Origin of the sequence: Streptomyces sp. WAC07094 (genome assembly GCF_036320405.1) — a bacterium.
In the GTDB taxonomy this organism is placed as follows: Bacteria; Actinomycetota; Actinomycetes; order Streptomycetales; family Streptomycetaceae; genus Streptomyces; species Streptomyces lannensis.
Map to the genome: position 1 here is coordinate 156189 of NZ_JAVMJZ010000002.1, position 20030 is coordinate 176218.

Annotated in this window: 20 protein-coding genes; 10 read left to right on the plus strand and 10 right to left on the minus strand. The window is 67.0% G+C overall.

Annotated features, from left to right (window positions below; genetic code table 11):
• Positions 1-605: 605 nt before the first annotated feature.
• The 4 genes from RCR19_RS38860 (at position 606) to RCR19_RS38875 (ending at position 3548) form a co-directional block, all read left to right on the plus strand.
• Positions 606-1109 (plus strand): hypothetical protein, encoded by a 504-nt coding sequence (locus RCR19_RS38860; RefSeq protein ID WP_331269809.1) that lies wholly within the window; start codon positions 606-608, stop codon positions 1107-1109.
• A 102-nt stretch (positions 1110-1211) separates the two neighbouring features.
• The gene (locus RCR19_RS38865) at positions 1212-2378 is read left to right on the plus strand and encodes an IS4 family transposase (RefSeq protein WP_331269810.1); all 1167 of its coding nucleotides are present in this window, start codon (positions 1212-1214) and stop codon (positions 2376-2378) included.
• A 452-nt stretch (positions 2379-2830) separates the two neighbouring features.
• A complete protein-coding gene (locus tag RCR19_RS38870) occupies positions 2831-3145 on the plus strand; it encodes a hypothetical protein (protein ID WP_331269811.1) in 315 nt (104 codons plus the stop codon).
• A gap of 280 nt (positions 3146-3425) precedes the next feature.
• The gene (locus tag RCR19_RS38875) at positions 3426-3548 is read left to right on the plus strand and encodes a hypothetical protein (RefSeq protein WP_331269812.1); all 123 of its coding nucleotides are present in this window, start codon (positions 3426-3428) and stop codon (positions 3546-3548) included.
• Between the two features lie 157 nt (positions 3549-3705).
• Here RCR19_RS38875 and RCR19_RS38880 read toward each other — a convergent pair whose 3' ends face one another.
• The 3 genes from RCR19_RS38880 to RCR19_RS38890 form a co-directional block, all read right to left on the minus strand.
• On the minus strand, positions 3706-5121 hold the full coding sequence (locus RCR19_RS38880; RefSeq protein WP_331269813.1) for a DHA2 family efflux MFS transporter permease subunit: 1416 nt from the start codon (positions 5119-5121) through the stop codon (positions 3706-3708).
• Positions 5122-5141: 20 nt separating this feature from the next.
• Positions 5142-5270 carry a hypothetical protein gene (locus RCR19_RS38885; protein ID WP_331269814.1) on the minus strand — a complete coding sequence of 43 codons (129 nt, stop codon included), beginning with the start codon at positions 5268-5270 and terminating at the stop codon, positions 5142-5144.
• 226 nt (positions 5271-5496) lie between these two features.
• Positions 5497-5940 (minus strand): hypothetical protein, encoded by a 444-nt coding sequence (locus tag RCR19_RS38890; RefSeq protein ID WP_331269815.1) that lies wholly within the window; start codon positions 5938-5940, stop codon positions 5497-5499.
• Positions 5941-6546: 606 nt separating this feature from the next.
• Here RCR19_RS38890 and RCR19_RS38895 point away from each other — a divergent pair.
• Positions 6547-7185, plus strand: coding sequence for an HAD-IA family hydrolase (locus tag RCR19_RS38895; RefSeq protein WP_331269816.1), 639 nt, complete (start codon positions 6547-6549; stop codon positions 7183-7185).
• 233 nt (positions 7186-7418) lie between these two features.
• Here the strand turns inward: RCR19_RS38895 and RCR19_RS38900 are convergent, their stop codons facing one another.
• The 3 genes from RCR19_RS38900 to RCR19_RS38910 form a co-directional block, all read right to left on the minus strand.
• Positions 7419-8261, minus strand: coding sequence for a hypothetical protein (locus RCR19_RS38900; RefSeq protein ID WP_331269817.1), 843 nt, complete (start codon positions 8259-8261; stop codon positions 7419-7421).
• Between the two features lie 71 nt (positions 8262-8332).
• Positions 8333-8905 carry a DNA starvation/stationary phase protection protein gene (locus RCR19_RS38905; protein WP_331269818.1) on the minus strand — a complete coding sequence of 191 codons (573 nt, stop codon included), beginning with the start codon at positions 8903-8905 and terminating at the stop codon, positions 8333-8335.
• 232 nt (positions 8906-9137) lie between these two features.
• The gene (locus RCR19_RS38910) at positions 9138-9653 is read right to left on the minus strand and encodes a DinB family protein (protein WP_331269819.1); all 516 of its coding nucleotides are present in this window, start codon (positions 9651-9653) and stop codon (positions 9138-9140) included.
• A 333-nt stretch (positions 9654-9986) separates the two neighbouring features.
• Here RCR19_RS38910 and RCR19_RS38915 point away from each other — a divergent pair, with 333 nt between their 5' ends.
• Both RCR19_RS38915 and RCR19_RS38920 read left to right on the plus strand, forming a co-directional pair.
• On the plus strand, positions 9987-11159 hold the full coding sequence (locus tag RCR19_RS38915; RefSeq protein ID WP_331269820.1) for a hypothetical protein: 1173 nt from the start codon (positions 9987-9989) through the stop codon (positions 11157-11159).
• 368 nt (positions 11160-11527) lie between these two features.
• A complete protein-coding gene (locus RCR19_RS38920) occupies positions 11528-13141 on the plus strand; it encodes a DUF4157 domain-containing protein (protein WP_331269903.1) in 1614 nt (537 codons plus the stop codon).
• A gap of 116 nt (positions 13142-13257) precedes the next feature.
• On the opposite strand, the gene RCR19_RS38925 is transcribed toward RCR19_RS38920, so the two are convergent.
• A complete protein-coding gene (locus RCR19_RS38925; protein WP_331269821.1) occupies positions 13258-14466 on the minus strand; it encodes a phospholipase D-like domain-containing protein in 1209 nt (402 codons plus the stop codon).
• 501 nt (positions 14467-14967) lie between these two features.
• Between RCR19_RS38925 and RCR19_RS38930 the strand changes: the two genes are divergently transcribed.
• A complete protein-coding gene (locus tag RCR19_RS38930; protein ID WP_331269822.1) occupies positions 14968-15516 on the plus strand; it encodes a hypothetical protein in 549 nt (182 codons plus the stop codon).
• A 95-nt stretch (positions 15517-15611) separates the two neighbouring features.
• On the opposite strand, the gene RCR19_RS38935 is transcribed toward RCR19_RS38930, so the two are convergent.
• Positions 15612-15782 (minus strand): hypothetical protein, encoded by a 171-nt coding sequence (locus RCR19_RS38935; RefSeq protein WP_059133504.1) that lies wholly within the window; start codon positions 15780-15782, stop codon positions 15612-15614.
• Positions 15783-15920: 138 nt separating this feature from the next.
• Between RCR19_RS38935 and RCR19_RS38940 the strand changes: the two genes are divergently transcribed.
• Together RCR19_RS38940 and RCR19_RS38945 are read left to right on the plus strand one after the other, a co-directional pair.
• A complete protein-coding gene (locus RCR19_RS38940) occupies positions 15921-16094 on the plus strand; it encodes a CsbD family protein (protein ID WP_331269823.1) in 174 nt (57 codons plus the stop codon).
• Positions 16095-16717: 623 nt separating this feature from the next.
• The gene (locus RCR19_RS38945) at positions 16718-18160 is read left to right on the plus strand and encodes a hypothetical protein (RefSeq protein WP_331269824.1); all 1443 of its coding nucleotides are present in this window, start codon (positions 16718-16720) and stop codon (positions 18158-18160) included.
• 21 nt (positions 18161-18181) lie between these two features.
• On the opposite strand, the gene RCR19_RS38950 is transcribed toward RCR19_RS38945, so the two are convergent.
• Positions 18182-18346 (minus strand): hypothetical protein, encoded by a 165-nt coding sequence (locus RCR19_RS38950; protein WP_331269825.1) that lies wholly within the window; start codon positions 18344-18346, stop codon positions 18182-18184.
• Positions 18347-19071: 725 nt separating this feature from the next.
• Positions 19072-19941 carry a helix-turn-helix transcriptional regulator gene (locus RCR19_RS38955; protein WP_331269826.1) on the minus strand — a complete coding sequence of 290 codons (870 nt, stop codon included), beginning with the start codon at positions 19939-19941 and terminating at the stop codon, positions 19072-19074.
• Positions 19942-20030 lie beyond the last annotated feature (89 nt).

Sequence of the window (20030 nt, forward strand, 5' to 3'; positions counted from 1 at the left end):
CCTCCCCAGAGGAGCGGCGTTTGCGCTGGTTGCGAGCGCATGCGGGCCACGCAGCGACCTAATTCCAGGACTCGACCATCCGGTCGGTCCGCCACCTCACTAGCCGATCGTGGCACCAGCGCACCCCACGGGCCCCGGTCTCCTGGGGAGCTCCGACGGCTCTGGAGTATCAGGAGGTCACCGTGCGGCAGGCTCGCACCACCAACACCAACGAGTGATCAAGTGGACGGTGTTGACGGTGGTGGCGACCTCGAAGACACCGAGCGCCGCCGCTCTGGATAAAGGGATCGAGTGCCCAGACGGCTCCAGGCGTACAGTCGGTGCCCGCGAGGCTGCCACCACCTGCACTGTGGAAGGCCGGGATGAGAGAAGGGCATCGGCCCCGGCGCTCGAACGGGCGGGTGGCAACCCCTGGCTCCCACGGCCCGTTACCAAGGAATTAGGACGGGTCCGACGCCGTGATCACTCCAGCCACGGCAAGATCATGGCAGCAAGCCGGGTCCTGCGGCCACGTCTGCGGGAGTTGCCGCCTGGCTGGCAACCTGTAGCCGGAGCATGGTTAGGGCACCGGCGGAGCCGGCGGGCAGATCTGATGAGGAGCATGGGTGGGAAGTCTGTTGAGAAGCGTCTCCGGGGTCCGCTGGGCGGACCTTCGTGACGCGACGGGGGCTCCCGCCGGCGGCATTCCCCCTCTACTCTCCCGTATCGCATACGGGGACGAGGACACGGCCCGCACCGCGATCCAGGAACTGGGCGATGCCGTCTGTGCGCTCGGGTTCGTCGTCGGCGAGGCGACAGCCCCCGCAGTTCCGTTCCTCGTGGAGCTGGCAGGAGCTCCCCAGGTGGCTTGCAAGGCCGAGCTGCTAGACCTGTTGGGAAGCATCTACCAGACCGACCAGTGGCACTCCGCCGCTGTGGCGGCCAGAAGCGTTGAGTCCGACACGAGCTACCGGCAGCAACCCGGCTGGGAAGCGGCCGCGAGGACAGCCGTCTACGCGGGCCTGTCAGTCATCGAATGCGTAGCGACCTCCGTACGGCCGGAGGAGGCCACAGCTGCAAAGAGGTTGCTACAGATATTGGACCACATCCCGCCGTTTCCGGAGCTGTGACCGGTCATTGCGGGACAGCCCTTAGGCGCAATGCCGTTGCCTTTGCTGTGGGCGTAGTCTGCTTGGCAGTGGGTCTCGGGGGTGGTTCGGGTGGCTGCGAGTGTGTCTGACTTATCGGGTCTTGGCTTGTTGACCTGGGTGTATCCGCCAGGTTTGGTGGATCGGGTGGTGGCCGCGTGTGGGCGTTCTGAGCAGCGTCAGCGGCTGCTTCCCGCCCGGTTGGTGGTGTACTTCGTGCTGGGGCTGGCCCTGTTCTCGCCTGCTCCGTATCTGGAAGTGATGCGGCACCTCGTCGAGGGACTGCGGGGTGTGGGCCTGCTGGGTACCTGGCGTGTTCCGGCGAAGTCCTCGCTGTTCAGGGCTCGGGAGCGGCTGGGATCCGAGCCTTTGCGGGTGCTGTTCGCCGCGACCGCGAAGCCGATGGCCACTGAGGCGACTCCCGGTGCGTTCTGGCGGGACTTACGGCTGCTGGCCGTCGACGGAACCTGCTGGGACGTCGCGGACAGCGAGGCGAACGAAGCCGCTTTCGGACGTCCCGGCAGTGGCCGTGGGTCGGGCAGGAGTGCGTTCCCGCAGGTGCGGATGGCGGCGTTGGTGGAGGTGGGCAGTCATGCGGTGCTGGATGCGGAACTCGCCGGCTGCCGCACCGGGGAAGTCACCCTGGTCGCCCGCCTGCCCCGGTCGGTCGGCCCGGGTCAGCTCGTCCTGGCCGATCGTGAGTTCCTCGGAGTCCCGTTGTGGCAGGCGTTCACCGCGACCGGCGCCGACCTGCTGTGGCGAGTGCCCGCCAACCGCGTCCTGCCGGTGATCAGGCAGTTCCGTGACGGGTCGTGGCTCTCTCATATCCGGGCGAGCAGTGGCCCCGCCCGGGATCAGCCGGTCGTGGTGCGTGTCCTGGCCTACCGGGTCAAAGAACAGGCTGGCGCGGACGGGGGTGACGGATACCGCCTGGTCACCACTTTGCTGGACGCCCGACGGTATCCGGCCCGGCAACTGGCCGCGCTCTACCGCGAGCGCTGGGAGATCGAGTCCGTCTTCGCCGAGATCAAGACACACCAGCGCGGCGCACGCGTCGTCCTCAGCAGCAAGACACCCGAAGGTGTCCGTCAGCAGATCTGGGCACACCTCCTGGTCCACCACGCACTGCGCGAGCTCATGCTGAGAACGGCTGCCACCCGTGGCCTGGACCCTGATCGGGTTTCCTTCACCGAGACCCTGCGCTCTGCCCGGCGCAGCGTGACCGTCACGCCGGGCAGTTTTTCCCCCTGACCTCCTGGTCAGAGCACTGGTGATGCTCGAGCAGGACCTCCTGGAACGACTCCTGCCTGTCAGACGGCTCCGCAGCCAGCCCCGCGTCGTGAAACGCAAGATGTCCAACTACCACCTCAGACGAGCCGAGCATCGTGCCTGGCCGCAGCCGACCCGCACCGGCACGCAAGCCGTTCTCGTCATAAGACCCCAACCGGCGAACCCGTAAAAGCAACGGCATTGCCCTTAGGCGGTGCGTCTCGCCACGTAATGCTGTGTACGAAGGCGACGTCCTCGCTGCCGGTGCAAGCACATTCCCGGCGGCTTGACGGCAGCCGACGGCGGCCGGGGTCGTCATGAACGGGCTGACGCCTTCACGCTCTCGGTTGTCGGGGCGAGCGGGCTTGATCGGGGTGCGATTCCAGGCGGGGAGCCGGTGCCCAACCGCGTGCGCCCCTTGGCCTGATGGTTCCGTGGACGATCTGGAGCGCAACGCGGCAGCGATCATGGAGTACTACCGGGCAATCGACAAGGGCGCCACTCTGCGGCACTACTTCCGCCACGCTGACGAAGAAGGCGGCCTCTGGTACCTCGAGGCCGTACCCGTCCGCGGCGAGTTGATCGTCGTCAAGCAGGCCGAGCTGACTGCGGCCGGCCGGCTCTACCGGTACAGCTGGGAGCACCTGGAGGACGAGCACGGCGGCCTGACGGACCAAGCGATCGACCCGGAGCAGGATCCGCTGGAGACCATCCCGGCCGAAGAGTTCCAGCGCGTGTGGACCCGGTGAACGGGCTAAGCGACTACTTGCACAGCGGTACATCTGCCAGCGATTGCTTGCGTGACTGCCGTTGAGGACTGGGCAGTTGTCATGGCTGAGAATCCTTCCACAGCCCGGAGACGCCCGGACGGAACGGGCTGAAGGATCAGAGACGACATGGAGACGCCTCGACTGTCGTCCGGCTACAGACTGGTTCATTTCCCTCGCCCTCGCCATCCCGTTCGTGGGGCTGGGGACAGCCATTGTCCGGGACTATCGCGGGCTTCGGAGCAGCTTCTGCCAGCCTCGGATGGGGCCACCGTCTGAGGCAGCGGAGCGACGCTACGGCGGGGTCATACGACTGGTCGGGCGGGTCTTCATCGTGCTGTTGCTGTACCCGCTCGTCGCCGAGACGATCCGACTGTTCGTGTAGGTCTGTGCACGGTCTTGGAAATAGTCGTGGCGCGAGTCACCCGGTTTGAAATCCCGCACCCACCGCCCTTTCCGTTCACGTGCACGCCGGAGGCCGTGCCCCGCAACTGGGACACGGCCTTTCCAGTGAGTGTGCCGATGCTCGTCAAACAATCCGTTCATGCATGGGTGGGCGCCCTCTCCTCCTCTGCCGCGAGAATCAGCGTTGCGGCCCGTGCGGCGCTCGCTTTCCCGGCCCGGCCGGTGGTCCACAGGGCGACGGCGAGCACGACGACTCCGCAGCCCACGACGATCCACCAGCCGGGGCGGGTCGCTGTGGCGAACCCGGTGGTCATGGGGCCGTGCAGGTTGTCGGCGAGCACGGAGCCCATGACGGCCACGCCGAGGGAACTACCGATCTGCTGGGTGGTGGAGGTGATGGCGGAGGCGACGCCCGCCTGAGAGCGGGGCATGCCGGACATAGCGCTGTTGATGATAGGGGGGCCGACCCAGCCCATCGCGATGCCGAAGACCAGCCCGGACATGATGACGTACCAGATGGGCGAGGAGTCGGTCATCCGCGTCAGCATCAACCCGCCCGCGATCAGTCCGGTGCCCGCGATGACCAGCGGGATCCGGGGCCCGCCGCGGGCGGCGATAGTCCGGCCGGCCAGCGGCGCGGACGCCGCGAGCATCAGCGCCATCGGCAGCAGGCACAACCCCGTGATCAACGGAGAGTACGCGCGCACATCCTGCAGGTAAAGGACCATGAGGAACAGGAAACCGCCCATGGTCAGCAGCGCTGAGATGGCTGTGACGGCCGCGCCGGAGAACGGCAGACTGCGGAAGAACCGGAGATCGATGAGGGGCTCGGCACGGCGGGGCTCGTAGGCGAGGAGAATCACCAGCGCGACGAAGGCTACCGCGAAGCAGGCCAGGATTCGGGCCGAGCCCCAGTCGTAGGTCGGGCCCTCGATGAGCCCGTAGGAAAGGGTGCCGAGCAGGAGGATGACCAAAATCTGGCCGACCGGGTCCAGTGCCCGGGTCCGGGCCGCCTTGCTCTCCGGGACGTACAGGGCGGTGAGGATGATGGCGGCGATGCCGACCGGGACGTTGACCCAGAACACGCCCCGCCAGCCGACCGAGTCGATGAGTGCGCCGCCGATCACCGGGCCGAGCGCCATCGACATGCCGAAGACGCTGACCGTGACGCCGATCGCCTGGGCCCGTTCCTTGGGATCGGTGAATACGTTCGTGATGATGGACATCGTGACGGGGTTCAGCATCGATCCGCCGACGGCCTGCAGGCCGCGGAATGCGATTAGCCATCCGAGGCTCGGCGCCAGGCTGCAGGCCAGCGAGCCGACGGTGAACACCGGCAGGCCGATCTGGAACACCCGACGGCGGCCGATCTTGTCGGCCACGGATCCGGACAACATCAGCAGGCTGGCCAGGACCAGCAAGTAGGCATCGATCGTCCACTGCAGCCCAGAGACGGGCGCGCGCAGCTCCCGTCCGATGGAGGGCAGCGCCACGTTGGCGATCGTGGAGTCGATGCCCACGAGGAACAGGCTCAAGCAGCAGGTGGCCAGCACGAGATAACGACGCTGGCGTGTCAGCTCCGGCAGCGCGATCCCTCCTCCGGGACCGTGGGGGTGACGACGCTCGGCTCGAACATGCCTGCCGACGCCCCGTCGTATCCGGCTGCGACGCCTTCGGAGAAGTTCCTGTCCTCGTCAACCATGCCGGGCACCGTACCGTTGCGCGTCGCGTAGGCGCCTGTCGTTTTCTCACCGGCCGCGCGGACGCCCGCTGAGCTGGAACGGCGTTGACCGACGGCAGAGTGGCTGTCCCACTCCGAATCCCCGTGGCTCCCCGCCCGGCACCGACTGGTCGGGCACGCATGGGGCACGAGTACTCAACGTGAGCGAGCGGAACGCTTGGTCGCCGGAGCTCGGCAACGCTCACGATCAGTCGTCCTCAATGTACTCGGGAGCCGGCGACCACGACGGAGGCAGTTCATCGTCGGGCTGGCCGATGACGCGACGAGGGTAGCGATCGTGCCACCATCTGCCGTTCCGCCGGCCTTCGGCCTCCTTGCCCTGCAATGGGGCTGTCGCAGCGGTGAATCGATTATCCATTTCGTTGAGAAAGGGCTGGCGTAGTGTGCGTACCCGAGCGGTCAGGAGCGGCCATGCTTCACACAGCCAGTCACGGCAGGCCAATTCGTGGTGGTACTCCCAGACCCACTGCGTGTCGAAACCCTCCTCAATGTCCCTCACCACCAGTCGCCACCAGGCCAGGGCCTCGTTGAGCGTCAAACCGCTTCCGTATCGGCCGGTCAAGGTGTGCATGGCTGTGAGAATGGACGCGTAGTCCTCTTCCGTCAGCGAGGTGTCTGCCTGTTCATCCACGCAGCGCACCGTAGCCTGTAGGTCGGTGGTGCACCTTTGGCCTGGAGATTCAATTACCCGGGTAGATGGCGCAAGGGGCACTCGATCAGTTGTTCTGGAAGTGATGACCCATGTCTGTTACGTGCAGCGGCTTACCGTAGCTGAGCCTGTTCCGTGGGGGCGCGTCGGCGCGGACCGCAATCCGACCGCGCCGGGGGTCCACCGGTGCGGCAGCCGGGGGGCCTTACCGTCGTCCTTCTGCAGATACGACTCCTCGCTCGCCACCACCGCGAACCGCTGCTCCATCTTCTTGCCCTCTCATGGCCGTTTGTGCAGGTGCCGTCCAACTGGTCCCGTCTCGGCATCATGGCGCAACCCGTAGCAGGTGGCGACTTCGCACCCCTGGTGTCTGCCCGGGCGCGTGATGTCCGGCCGAGGAATCCGCGGATCGTCATGAGTTCGAAGGCGCGTGCTGATGCAGCCGAGTCGTGTCGGCGACTCGCAACAGGGCTGCCACAAGGTTCCAAGACCGCTTGACCTTGTTCCGGAGGGAAGGACAACAGTGTCTTGCTAGACACACGAGCGCGCTTGTGCGCTCGCCGGTCGGCATAGCGAAGGGGGGTCGGAGTGGCGGCGGCCTGCGTCATTCTCGATATCGGTGGCGTACTGGAGATGACACCGGAAACGGGGTGGGTGCAGCGGTGGGAAGAGCGGCTGGCGTTGCCGCCGGGCACCGTGCATGAGCGGATGGACGACGTGTGGCAAGCCGGGAACGTCGGGAGCATCAGTGAACGAACGGTTCACGAGCAAGTGGCATCACGCCTGGGGCTCGACGCGCCCCAGGTGGAAGCCTTCATGGCCGATCTCTGGACGGAATACCTGGGAGCGCCCAACGAGGAACTCATCGCCTATGTGCGGGGGCTGAGAGGAAGCTGCAGGCTTGGCATCCTGAGCAACAGCTTTGTCGGCGCCCGGGAGCGGGAGACGGCACTGTACCGGTTCGACGAACTGGTCGAGCAGATCGTGTACTCGCACGAGATCGGCATCGAGAAGCCGGACCTGCGTGCCTTCGAGGCCGCATGTGCCGCCCTGGCGGTGCGGCCGGAGAGCTGTCTCTTCATCGACGATTACGCAGTCAATGTGGAGGCTGCCCGGGCGGCGGGTATGCGGGCGCATCTGTTCGAGGACAACGCCGGGACGATCACACGGATTGCCGCTCATCTGGACGCTGGCCCTCGGGTGGCCGGGCATGTACCGCTCGGTTGACGTCGCCTGGCGGGCGTTCAGCGGTTGCCGGACAGGCGGTGGGCCCGTTGGTCAGCCCGCTTCCGCGTGTTCGGCAACCAGCTCGGGTGCTGGCCAGACGGTAGGAGTCGGTGCCGGTCTCGATGATGGTGCCGCCAAAGGTGAGCCGGTCCACTCGTGAACAAAGCTGGTGGATCGGTTGGGCGGCTGCCCCGTGCCCGCTTCGGTGTGCGCGACGACGTGTACCGTTCCCGTCAGCCGAGTTTGCGCAGCACCTCGTCCAGGTGGCCCCGGTAGGTCCGCAGGGCGGTGAGGCCGGCGGTGTAGCGGTCGCCGTGGCGGGCGATGTCCGCGGCCTGCTTCTGCGCCAGTACGGTGTGCCAGACCTCGGCCGTGTGGTGGCGTTGCTTGCAGGTGACGTCCGCGACGGCGGTGGCCCGCTCCCGTTGTGTGTGCCGGGTGTTGCCGTCGCTGCCCCGCTGCCAGGCGGTGTCCGTGTAGGCGGCGACGGGGTCGGGGTAGCGGGTGAATCCTTGTGCGACCACACAGCGGGACCACACATCCCAGGCCGCGCGCAGACGAGGGTCGCCCTCGACCGCCTTGTCGACCTCGATCGCCCGCCGGCCCGCGTAGAGCCAGTCCCGTGTGAGGTTGATGCCGCGCATCAGATCCCGGGAGGCGTCGGCGCTGCAGGCGGGCCAGTCCGCGTACTCGGCGCTGGTCATGCGGCGGCCCTTCGGCAGGGGGGAGGGGTGCAGCGCCGGGTCCCAGCCGTAGCCCCAGCGGCGGGCGGTGTCCGGGTCGAGGACGCCGAAGTCGGTTGCGACGGCGGTGCCGGCGATGGGGTCGCTGGGGAGGCGGGGGTCGAGCGGGAAGTCGCGGTGGCCGCGGTCGGCCATGCACTGCCGGACCAGCAGCGCGGACGCCTGCTGGGAGCGCTGGTAGTCCTGCGTCGTCAAGGTGTAGCGGTCGGCCGGCAGGGGGCCGAGGTCGGAGGCCGCTCGTACAACCTCCGGCTGTTCCGGACCGGAGGCGCAGATCGCCGCCAGTATTGCCACCCCCGCCACGGCACCCGTCCGCCACCCCCGCCACACCATGGCCAGGATGCTAGCGGGCGGCATGTCCACGACTGACCGCGGGCCCCCGCCTACGCTACCGGGTCGCTGACTCAGCCCAGTTGGGCTCCCTTGGCCGCTGCTTCCTCCTCGAAGCGTGCGGTGTCGGTGGCGAGTGTGCCGGATGCGTTTTCCAGGTGGGCCCGCACGAACCACTGGAACTGCTCGAGGTCGCGCAGCTGCTCGATGAGGAGGTCCTCGGTGGCGGGGTCGATCTGGCCCGCCTCCTTGATCGAGGTGCGCACATCCTCGATCAGGCCGGTGTAGACGAGGTCGAGCGCTGCGAGATGCGCGATGGCGTCGGCACGACCGATGGCGTAGTCGTCCCAGGTGCGTTCGCTCACCAGTGCGCCAGGGGTGCCCTGCGCCACGCCGCCCAGTGCGGCGAGACGTTCGGCCACGTCGTCGGCCATGTCGCGGACCCGGTCGACCTGGGGGTCGATCATCTGGTGGACGGCGATGAAGTGGGAGCCGACGACGTTCCAGTGGACGTGCTTGAGCGTCAGGTGGAGATCGTTGAGGGCGTGCAGCCGCATCCGCAGCAGGCCGATCAGCCGGCCGGCGGCCTCACGCTCGATACCGGGGACGGTGTACTTGGGGGTCAGGTCCCCGAGCTCCTTGGTCATGGTTCACCTCGTATCACTCGGTGTGGCATCCGATGTCGCATGAGCTCTGGTGCCCCGCCCCGGCGCTGTCAGACATGTCCGATCCGCCGGCCGTGCTGCCAGGCGGGGACGGGCACGTGCAGGGGGCGGTGGTCGGTGAGCCTGCCGCACAACCTTGTGGGCTCTCCCGCACGTGGTCGTGAGGCGTGTTGGCCCGGCTCCTGTGACAAGGGCCCCGTCACGCGGAGCCGCGCTAGTAGTAGCCCTTTGTGCCGTCGAGGAGTTCCCGGACGATGTCCGCGTGCCCCGCGTGCCGCCCCGTCTCCTCGACGAGGTGGATCAGCATCCAGCGGAGGTTGGCGCTACCGGAGCGGAAGCCGGGGTGGCGGCCGACGTCGTCCAGGGCTGCCGTGGCGACGATCTCGTTGCTGCGGGCGCACTGGGTCTTGTACTCCGCGAGGAGCTCGGTCAGGGCGCGGCCGTCGGTGTGCCAGTCGGCGTCGTCGGTCGATTCGTCGAACGACGGGTTCTGCTTCTCGTCGCCGCCGAGGAACAGCACCTCCAGCCACATGTGCTCGGTCCAGCGCATGTGGGTGATGAGACCGGCCATCGTCATGAGCGGTGAGGTCGGGATGACCGGCCGGTACGCGTCCTCATCGCTCAGTCCCTCGCATTTCCAGCGCAGGATCTGCCGTTGCAGGTCCAGCCAGCCGATCAGCGCGGTGCGTTCGTCTGCTTGGAGCGGGGGGCGTTCCAATTCCGATGTCATGCCGGCGCACGCTACCGGGGCAGTGGGGTGGGGACACCTGGATTTGGGCAGAACCTCCGGTCCAACGCGCATCTGACCAATAGCGGGAGAGCCCGCTGGGCGTGTGGTGTTCCTCCGGCGCCGATGGGGGCGGGGGAGCTGGCACGGGCGTTGACGCCGATGCGGAGGCTTTCAAGGGACAGGACAGCGCAGGCCGGCGAGTCTGCCCTTGTTGCTGCCCGTGCGTCCCTTCCGCGGACCGGATGCAGCCCGTCAGGCTGGCCATTTGCGGACATGCGAGGGGCCCGTCGGCCGTGGTGGCGGGGCCTGTACGACGGGAGTGGTGGGGAAGCGGTGCGTGCACGAGAAGAAGAACCGGGCCGGGTATCAGCCGGTGCCGCCGTCCGCAGTGCCCTGCGGGCAGGAACCGGCAGGCCCCTGTCCGGTCCCGGTGCCGCGCTCGGCGAACTCCAGGCGACGGTGGGCAACTCGGTCGTGGCCGAGCTGGTGGCCCGCGCGCAAGGGCCGACGCCTGACGTGGTGCCACCGGTGGCCGTCCAGCGCGCCGGGGACCGCGTGAAGGAACACTGGGTGTCGACCAAGAAGGCCGGATCCGGCTTCCTCCGAAAGGAAGGGGGCATATTCAGCTACACCCCTTTGGCCGGTGAACGTCTGGCGGGCTTGTCCCAGGATGAGGTGACCGAGACGCTTGGCAAGTTCACCCCCATGGCCCCGTTCGACTCTCGTCCGCCGGAGGAGTTGACCAACGCCACCGGTATCCCTGGCATGGTCATGGAGTTCGACGACTCGCCGTACTCTTTCGCCCACCGGTCCTACAACGGCACCTCGGCGGGACGGAACGGCCGTGTGCAGCCGAACGACCATCTCACCGTCGAGAACTCCCTGGCAGCGATGCTGGTCCACGCCGGCCGCGACCCGAAATATATGCACGACTTCCTTACCGACCGCATGGGCAAGATGAAGCCCGACTTCAACGAACAGTTGGACTGGCACAAGTTCGGGCAGATCGACAATCTCCACTTCCGTCCCGGAGCCGACGAGCAGCGCCGCGCCAATGGAACCGCGGTAGACGTGTCGGATGTGGACACGGCGGTCTCACTGCGGCAGTTCCTCGACTTCGTCGACGACACGGCGGAAAGACTGGGGCTCCATGCGACGATCCGCGATGGGCTCAGAGCGTCGGCCGAGCAGGTCCAAGGCCGGATGGGGATAGCTGTCGACCGCATGTACTTCGGTGTCTCCGGTAGGCGCGACCTGGCGAAGTTCGTCGTTCTGGCACGGCAGCTGACGGGTCAGTCCGTGCCTGAGGAGTTGCAGGGGCTGTCCAAGCAGAGGGCGGAGCTGCCCTACGACGGCGTGATGCGCACGGAAGGCAGTCCGGGTTTCACCGATGCGGTCAAGGAACTCATCGGCGGTGAGAGCCCGGGAAGGTACTGGCCGCAGATCGTGGCATGGGCGACGAACCTCCAGCCGGCACAGCCCGCCGCCACCGGGAGCACCCGCTGAGCTGCCCGCATCCGTACGTTCCTGGTCTTGCGACGGCGCAGAAGCCTCGCGTATCCCCTTCCCGGCGCATCCCCTCTTTCCAGCGGCACGCCGTGGTGAATGCGCGAGACCGCAGGGTCCTCACGAATTGCCCGCGCAGCCATGTGACCCTGCCCATCCGTACCTGGCCTCCGCAGCCGCCCACCGCGTAGGTAAGAGGGGAGTCGGTTTCCCTTCATTTCAAAGAGGCTGTTGTGCGGGACCACGAACACGCCGAATCGGTCCGGACGGAGAACCGCCGCACTCCGGCGGCTGGAGCCGGAGTCGGCACACCGCCCTGGGGGCTGCTTGCCCTGCAGAGCACCGCCGGGAACGCGGGTGTTGTCCAGATGCTCCGCCGGGCAGGGCACTCCTGGGAGCGGGGCCAGCATGAGCATGACGCCGACTGCGGCCGACAGGCCGAGCCGCCCGTCGTGCAGCGTTCCGCCGTCCATGATGCCCTGCGTGGTGGCGGGCGGCCCCTGGACGAGGCGACCCGGTCCGATATGGAGGCCCGCTTCGGTACCGACTTCTCCGACGTTCGTATCCACAATGACGCCGCGGCAAGGGTGTCCGCCGCCGAAGTCGGCGCCCGCGCCTACACGTCGGGCAGCCACATCGTCATCGGCCAGGGGGGAACTGACGAGCACACCCTGGCCCACGAGCTGACGCATGTCGTCCAGCAGCGTCGGGGCCCGGTCGCGGGCACCGACAACGGCGCGGGCCTTATGGTCTCCGATCCGTCCGACCGGTTCGAACGCGAAGCGGAAGTCAACGCGACCCGGGTGATGGCCCGGCCGGCCCCCGAGTACAACCCGGCCGTAGACGCAGGCCGGATGCCTGGGACTGGAACGGTGCAAAGGACCATCAACACCGGTCTTCGCGTGATCGACGGGAAGCAGGTGACGATCGCTGAGCTCGCCCGCTGGGGGGCGCACGAGCCCACCTTCTTCACCTTCGGTAAGCCGGCAAGGACCAAGTGGAAAATCCGTACCCCGGCTGACATGCAGCGCGTCCAGCGCGAGTTGTTCGCCACGCTGAACCGCTTGATCGAGTCCGACGAGACACACGAGGCCACGACCGCGGACGCGCTGAGCGAACTCGTCAAAAGAATGCACGGAAAGACCCCCGCTGCTTCCGCTGCGAAGCCCGGGCCGTCCGCCGCCGTCGGTGCGAATGATGACGCGGCCGTGCAGGCGGGCGCGAGTACGGTCCTGGCCGAGCTGATGGCGATGGGGAGTCGCGCCTTTCCGCGGGATGAGATCCAGTCCCTCGCGCGGAAGGCAGCGCCGGGCAGCGGATGGTTGTACGAGCTCCAGATGGGTCTGATGGAACTGAACGAGGACCCGGAATGCGTGGTCCAGTTCGGTGCATGCAGCCTGGCAGACATCAACCACTACCTCGGCATGGCGTCGGGCGCCGAGGGCGACGGCAACCACATCGCTGCCTATGAAGCGGAGAAGCGGTCGGGCAACGTCGGCGCCGACTGGGTGATCTGGCGGCCCGTCGCCTCGGGCGGGGGCATTAGCGCCGGAGCGCAGGCGGCCGGTATGTACACGGGCGAGTTTGTCCAGGCGAAGCAGACGGTCGAACGGAACTTTGCCGGAAATCTCAAGGCGGCCGCGTTCCAACTCGAAGGAAAGAACGCCAGCGGGCAGGGCAACGCCACGACCGAGCCGGAGCTCACCCTGCGTTCGGGAACGGGCAGCGCGAACCGCCACAGGGGAACCATTGCCGTGCAAGTCACCGACGACATCCGGGACTTGCGCAAAGTCGAGATCGCCATTGACAAGGTACTCAAGGTCCCTGGTAGCAGAAACCCGAGGTCCTATGTCGACCGCGTCATCCTGGAAGAGGCAGCGGCGGGTGGCAGGCGCACGATGTACGAGATCAACAGCGGAAGGATGGTGAAGACGACCGCGCCCGCGGGCCAGACGGAGTCGGCCGTGACGGACCAGCGATGACGGCACGGTCATCTTCGCTTCAGGCTCAGGCCCCGGGTGACCACCCGTCAACGATTCCCCTCCCGGCGGACGGCCCTTGGTGCCGACGGCTGCGGGACCGGCCGGGGCCGGTGCGGTCACAGGAAGCGGCGGATCGGGGTGATGGCCGCTTCCTTGGCGCGTTGCAGGGCCGCACGCCGTTTCCAGCGGGTCAGGTCGATGGCGATGCTGTGTTCCAGATCCTGTTCGTAATCGGCGTCGAGGGCGGCGGTGAACGTCTCGTCCAGGACGGCGAGCATGACCTCTTCGTCGTGGTCCATGGAGCGGCGGTTGAAGTTGGTGGAGCCGATGAGGGCGGCGACCGAGTCCACGGTGATGATTTTGGCGTGCATCATCGTCGGTTGGTACTGGCGGATGTGGACGCCTGCCTGAAGCAGACGTGTGTAGTGGTGCTGGCCGGCGAGTTGGCAGGCGCGCTGGTCGGTGTGCGGGCCGGGCAGGAGGATCTCCACGCGCACGCCGCGGCGCGCGGTTGCGCACAGCAGGTCGACGAAGTAGGTGTCGGGGGCGAAGTAGGCGGTGGCCAGGCGGAAGCGCTGCTCGGCAGAGGTGAGCATGATGCGGATGAGGGTCTGCATGTCCTGCCAGCCGATGCTGGCGGAGCCCCGTACGACCTGGACGATGGATGAGCCGGCCTGCGGGTGGTCGGTGAAGCGGTCGTGGTCGTCGAAGAGTTCGTCGTGGCATTCGGCCCAGTTCTGCGCGAACGCGGCGGCGATGCCGTCCACGGCGGGGCCGCGCACTTTGACGTGGGTGTCGCGCCACTCGCCGGGGTTGCGGGCGTTGCCGCACCATTCCTGCGCGATGCCGACGCCTCCGGTGAACGCGGTGTGCTCGTCGACAATGAGGGCCTTGCGGTGGCAGCGGTGGTTCTGTTTGAACGGTGACAGCCAGACCGGTTTGCGGAACCAGGCCACCTGCACGCCTGCGGTGTCCATGAGGTCGAGCAGGCGCGGTTCGATCTTCTGGGCCCCGAAGCCGTCGAGCAGCAGTCGGACCCGCACCCCTGCACGGGCACGTTCGGCCAGGGCGGCGGCGAAGTCATGGGCGATCTGGCCGCGCCAGTAGACGAACGTCATCATGTCGATGGTGTGCTGGGCGGAGCGGATCGCGCCGAGCATCGCGGGGAAGATCTCGTCGCCGTTGCGCAAGGGGATCAGTTCGTTGCCTTCAGTGGCGGCCACGCCGATCAGCCGCTCCAGGCGGCGGCGCAGGCGCTGTTTGCGGGCCTGCACATCGGCTTGGGCGCCGGGCTCAGCGGGTGCGGGTATGCCGTCGAGGATCACGCCAGAACTCCCGTAGGGGCAGAAAGAACTATGAGGACGGTGCGGGCCGCCTGACGCGCCCGGAAGAGCAGATGCCCGGCAACCCCCGCCTCACTCCCGGCACCGGTTCGACGCTACCCGCGGCACCTGAAACCCGCCCGCTGCGGGATGGCACCACCGGGCGGGTGTCTCCGAGGGTGTGGCGCCGTCGGCGCAGGACGCAAGGCTGCCGATGACGGCCCTGTCGTCACCGGCAGCCTTGCGCCAGCCGGCCCGCGGTTACGACGCCCGGCGGGGCCGAGGGAGGGAGTCGGTGGCGGGACGCGGCGGGAGGTGGCGTGGCTTCCTTCACGTGTGCCGGTCCCGCCTCCGACGTCGACCCGCCTACCCATATATCCCTTCGGGAACCTTTGCCCACCCGGCCGTCATTGGGTGAGGGGAGCGAGACTGCGATGACCGGGCCCGGCCGGGTCGGACTGGGTGTTGGTGAGAAGCCCGTCCGGGTGGAGGGATGATGGCCGGATGTTCTACGAGGATCTCAGCCGCTACACCTACGCGGACGCAGCCGAGGTGTTCAGTGACCACGTCGACGGTATGCGGTTCGTCAGCTTTCGGCCTGCCTACGAACGCCTCAACGTGGGCTGGCTGGAATCCGGTCACCGGTGGACGGCCGGCCCGGCTCCCCAGGCTTTCACTGACGGGCTCCTGGCCATACTTGAGGCTCAGGAGGTCAACGCGAAGCTGGGGTTGCACGAGTGCGACCTGTGCCCCGCGTCCCTGCCGGACTCGCATCCCTGGTACATGCCCCGGCCGGGACATCTGCGCGCGAGCGAAGGAAGCGGTGAGATTCGCGTTCCGGGAGTCCCCGGCACGGTTTTCGCAACTCCACAGCTGATCGGCCACTACGTTGCCGATCATGGTTACCTGCCGCCGGACGCTTTCGTCGACGCGGTCCTTGCTTTCGATCCGTACGGCCCCTGGCCGGCGAGGTTTCCCGGGATCAGGTTCCCCTGGGTCCCCGATGACGCGATCCTTCGCCATGTGGACGACGGGGAGTTCCTCGACATCTGATGAGGTAGGGCGCCACTACGTGAGACCACGCCGTCAGGGCCCGGCCGTCATGGACGGCCGGGCCCTGACAAGGGTGAGGGTATGCGCTCGTCAGTTCACCATCGGTACCAGCGGCCGCGGCTGCCGCCTGCGGAGGTGGAGCGCATGAGGAAGCCGAGCAGCCACACCACGAGCACGGCCAGGGCGACCCACCACAGGATTTTGACGGCGAAGCCGGCGCCGAAAAGGATGATTGCGAGCAGCAGGACAAGAAGCAAAGGAACCATTGTTATCTACCTCCTGGCCCGCCGTGTGCCCTTCCAATGCTTGTTCATTCACCGAGCGCCCCTTGTTTGTGAAGGGGATGCCGGGGCACATGCGTGTCACCGCGACAGCGGCACCCCAACTGTGAGGAGGCTTGTTCCATGAGTGCAGGCGAGAAGGCGAAGGCGAAGACCGAGCAGGCCGAGGGCAAGGCCAAGCAGACCCTGGGAAGGGCCCTCGGCAACGAGCGCATGGCTGCCGAGGGGCAGGCGGAGAAGAGCACGGGGGATGCCCGTGAGGCCAAGGAGAAGACCAAGGACGCCTTCAAGCACTGACGTCGTCGGTGCCCGTGGACGGTGGTGAGCCCTCCGGCATCACGGAGGGCTCACCACCGTTCGGCGTGCTGGCGAGTTCTGATGCGGGCCGGCGCGGATCTGGTGCGTTCCGGCCAGATCCGGTGCGCCGAGGCGGCCGTTTTGTAACCCGTCTGATTGTCCGCCAAGGCCTCTCGCATCCTGCGGGATCCTCAGATGGCTGGCGCCCACCGCAACGGATTGGTGCCGGCTTCGATGACCCAGACCGCGTGTTGGCCGCAATGACCCAGACCGCGTGTGGTTATATCGTCACGGCGAGGGCGAGGGCAACTAGGCGGCACACCTACCGCTTTCTGCGGTAGCAGGATCATCGAGCTACGGTCCTTGGCAGCGGCTCACTCGCGTAGTCCTCGCCGTGTATCTCAAAATGCCAGGAAGATCAGTTCCGGTCATTCGGGCGGGCCAGACCTCTCGATGTCGGGTGAGATGGCGGTCGTCCAGTCCACGATGGCAGGTCACATTTCATGACGGACAGCGAAAGTGCGCGAGCGGGACGATCACGCGGGAATTTGAGTAGGCGACGCCTTCTCCAAGGGACGGCCGGCACCCTCGGTACTGCTCTGGGTTCCGCCGGAATCTATGAGTTGATCGACAGCATTGCAAAGCCACCGGATCGAGCGGCTGTCGCGGACAGTCCGCCCATCCAGGAACAATATGTCCTGCAGAACGAGCAGGTCGTCATGGTCGATGGCTCAGGCGTGAAGAGCAGCAACGGAACGATTGCGGTCCGGGTGCCAGCCTTGCACGACCATGTCATTACCGCACGGCTGAATGTGCCGGCGAAAGCAAAAGCGTTGCAGGAGGCGCAGCACCATCTCGAGTCTGTTCTCCTGGATCTGGAACGTCAATTTCCGCCCACCCCTACAGGGGTGGCCACCACGGTAGCCTGGGGGCTTCCCTACTTCCACCACTACGTCCCAACCCTGGGCAAGGCGTCGGGCTTCTTCAAGGCGGGAACACCTTACCCGGTGTATCTGCCGGTTGATTTGATGACCTCCAAGACGGAGGGCCGTACCGTATATGCGCTGCAGGAGGCCAGGACGTTCCCCAGCGACCAGGCCCCGCCCGGCTTCGGGCCGGTTCGCTTGGAACAGAATGACGTGGTCGTACTGCTCCGCAGTGACTCGCTCGCCAATATCAAGGCAGCCCAAAACGCCCTCTTCGGGACAGGAAGCGACCAGGCGGGCAGCCTGTTCAAGGTGACGAGTATCCGTCAGGGATTTTCCGGGGGCGGTTTTTACGGGCAGCAGGGCCTGCCGAGCAAGCTGGCGCTGGCAGCCGGTATCCCCGGTGCACAGTCGATTCCTCGACAGGCGCAGGGCTTCCTTGGCTTTGCCACCACCCTGGACTCGAATATGGGACCCGATAACGTCCCCAGCCTGGAGACTCTGCCCGGCTTCAGCGATCAGTGGCCCAATGGTTACTTCAAACAGGGGACCACTATGCATCTCTCGCACCTGTTTCAAGATCTGGTGACTTGGTACGAGCAGAACTTCCCTCAGTACACGGATCGCGTCCAGGCGATGCTCCAGCCCGGCCTCTCGCCCGCACCCGCGCCGGGTACGCTCGCCCTCCAACCGCCAGGTCAAAGTGAGGCCGAAGTGGCGCAAGGGGTCCAGCGGTATCACGCCTACGGCCACACCGGGAGCATGTCGCAGGTGGACAGCACCACATCACCGATGACCAGCAACTACGGGAAGGCCTACCCCTCGGGGACGACCATCCCCGTGCGCGGCGATTTCGACACGCTGGACAATCCATTCCACTACACATCCGATCCGACGGCAGACCACTACAGCACGAAGCCGGCGGCCGGATTGCACTTCATTTCGTTCCAGCCGACGATTGGAATCTTCAACCTCGTTCGGCTCTCGATGGACGGCTACTATCCCGATATGACGCTCCCGCTGGCACCCCGCAGCCCCCACGCCGGCATCAATTCGGTTCTGCACACGACCCACCGGCAGAACTATCTGGTTCCACCGCGTCGCCATCGTTCCTTCCCGCTTGCGGAGTTCCTTATCTGACACACGCCGTGCGCCGCACCCCTACAGCAGCCAACAGAATGGCGCCCGCGGGCTGACCTTGGACGTCACCGCCGGATCGCGCACGTAGCCGTTGTCGAGTTCCGTCCAGGTGACGTCGCCGACGCTGTCGTAGAAGGTGACCAGGTCGGCCGTGACGTGGCTCGCTTGGGCAAGCGCGCGAGCCACGGTTTGATCGTCGAGGTTGGCCGTCCGGAGCTCCTTGGTGCCAAGAGGAAGCCGTGCCGACGCTCAAACTGGCCTGTCATTGCCGTGAGGGTCCCCAGACTCTGTCTGTCACGAGGCCGGCCAGGCGCTCTTGGCCGTGGATTGCGTCGGCGGGCCGGTCGGTTCCCGGAAGTATCCGGCCCTCACCACCTGCACTGCGATCTTCGGTTGCCCGCCCGCTCCGAGACGATCGGGAACACGGCGGTGCGAGGTGAAGTATGGGGCGGGTGCAGCGCCGAGTCGACCGTTCCCGCCCCGCTGCCCATGGGCTCGATCATGCAGCGGAGCCGTCGAGGATCTCGCCGCCCGTCTCGGCTTTCCCTGCAGCGTGCCGGTGTCGAGGGCGCGCGCGAACCGCCCGAGCAGGGTAGGGGCGCATTGCGCGGCATGGACACATACGCCGTGGCTGTGGGCCGCGCGGGAGGTGGACTCGATGTCCAGGGGCCTTAGGGCGCGTATCAAGTTGTGATCAATGAGTGGTCCGGGTGAGGTCTATGATCCAGATCATCGAGGCGCGCAGGTTTATGGCGAGGCAGCCGTCTGGGGTCCTATCGGATGGTGATGCCTCGCCAGGCCTTGAGCTTGTTGATCAGGCCCTCGACGGTGTTTATCTCCTGGTAGAGGTCAGCATCGCGGTTCGGCGCTCGCCGCGCACATGCAACCGGTCGGTCGACGCGTAGAGCGGATCAGTTGCGCATGCCGGCCGGTGGGCCGACGACGGTGGTGAGCCGGAGTTTGGTCTCGTCCTCACTGCCCGGCGCGGCGGTCATGATGACAATCTTGAGCTCGGTGTCGCCATCGGTCAGGACATCGCAGTCCACCGTGACCGGGCCCACCGACGGATGGTCGACCGTCTTGTGGACCTCGCGGTTCGCGGTCACCTCTCCCGTCGCCCACAGCTCGGCGAACCTCTCGTTGCCTGCGTTCAAGTCGCGGACCAGCGCGGCCAGGCGGCTGTCCTGGGGGAAGCGGCCGGTGGCGCGGCGCAGGTCGGAGACGAGGGCGGCGTCGGCGGTGTCGGGGTCCGTCTCGGTGACCGGCCACAGCGCGAGGGGGGTGTGATCGACGTCCACCGGGAACCTGTCGCGTGCGAAGTTACGCATCCGCGGTGGCGAGGCCAAGGGGTCTCCCAGCAGGGCGGCCCACCCGTGGTTCCACCACACCAGTTGCCAGTCCGCCGCGAACACGGCCACCGGTACGTCCCCGAGGCGGACGAGCACCCGCTGCATGCCGGGCGGGAGATGGTCGCAGATCGTGCCGTCCGTCGGCGGCACGATCTGGGCCAGCCGGTAGAGGTGGTCCCGCTCGGCGGTGGACAGTTGGAGAGCGCGCGCCAGGGACGCCACCACCGACGCCGAGGGTGTCGTGGCCCGCCCCTGCTCCAGGCGCACGACGTAGTCGACCGACACTCCGGCCAAGTCGGCCAGTTCCTCGCGCCGCAGCCCGACAGCCCGGCGCTTGCGGACGACCGGCAGCCCAGCGGCTGACGGAGGCAGCCGGTTCCGCCACGTGCGGATCATCGCGCCCAGTCCAGCCCCGGGGGGTGTCGTCGTCATGCTCTCCATCCTCCCGCGTCCCCGATCACATGCGGGGGCGCGAGGGTGGTACTGGTCTTCCCACCGTCGAAGCGTCCCTGGTCCGGCTC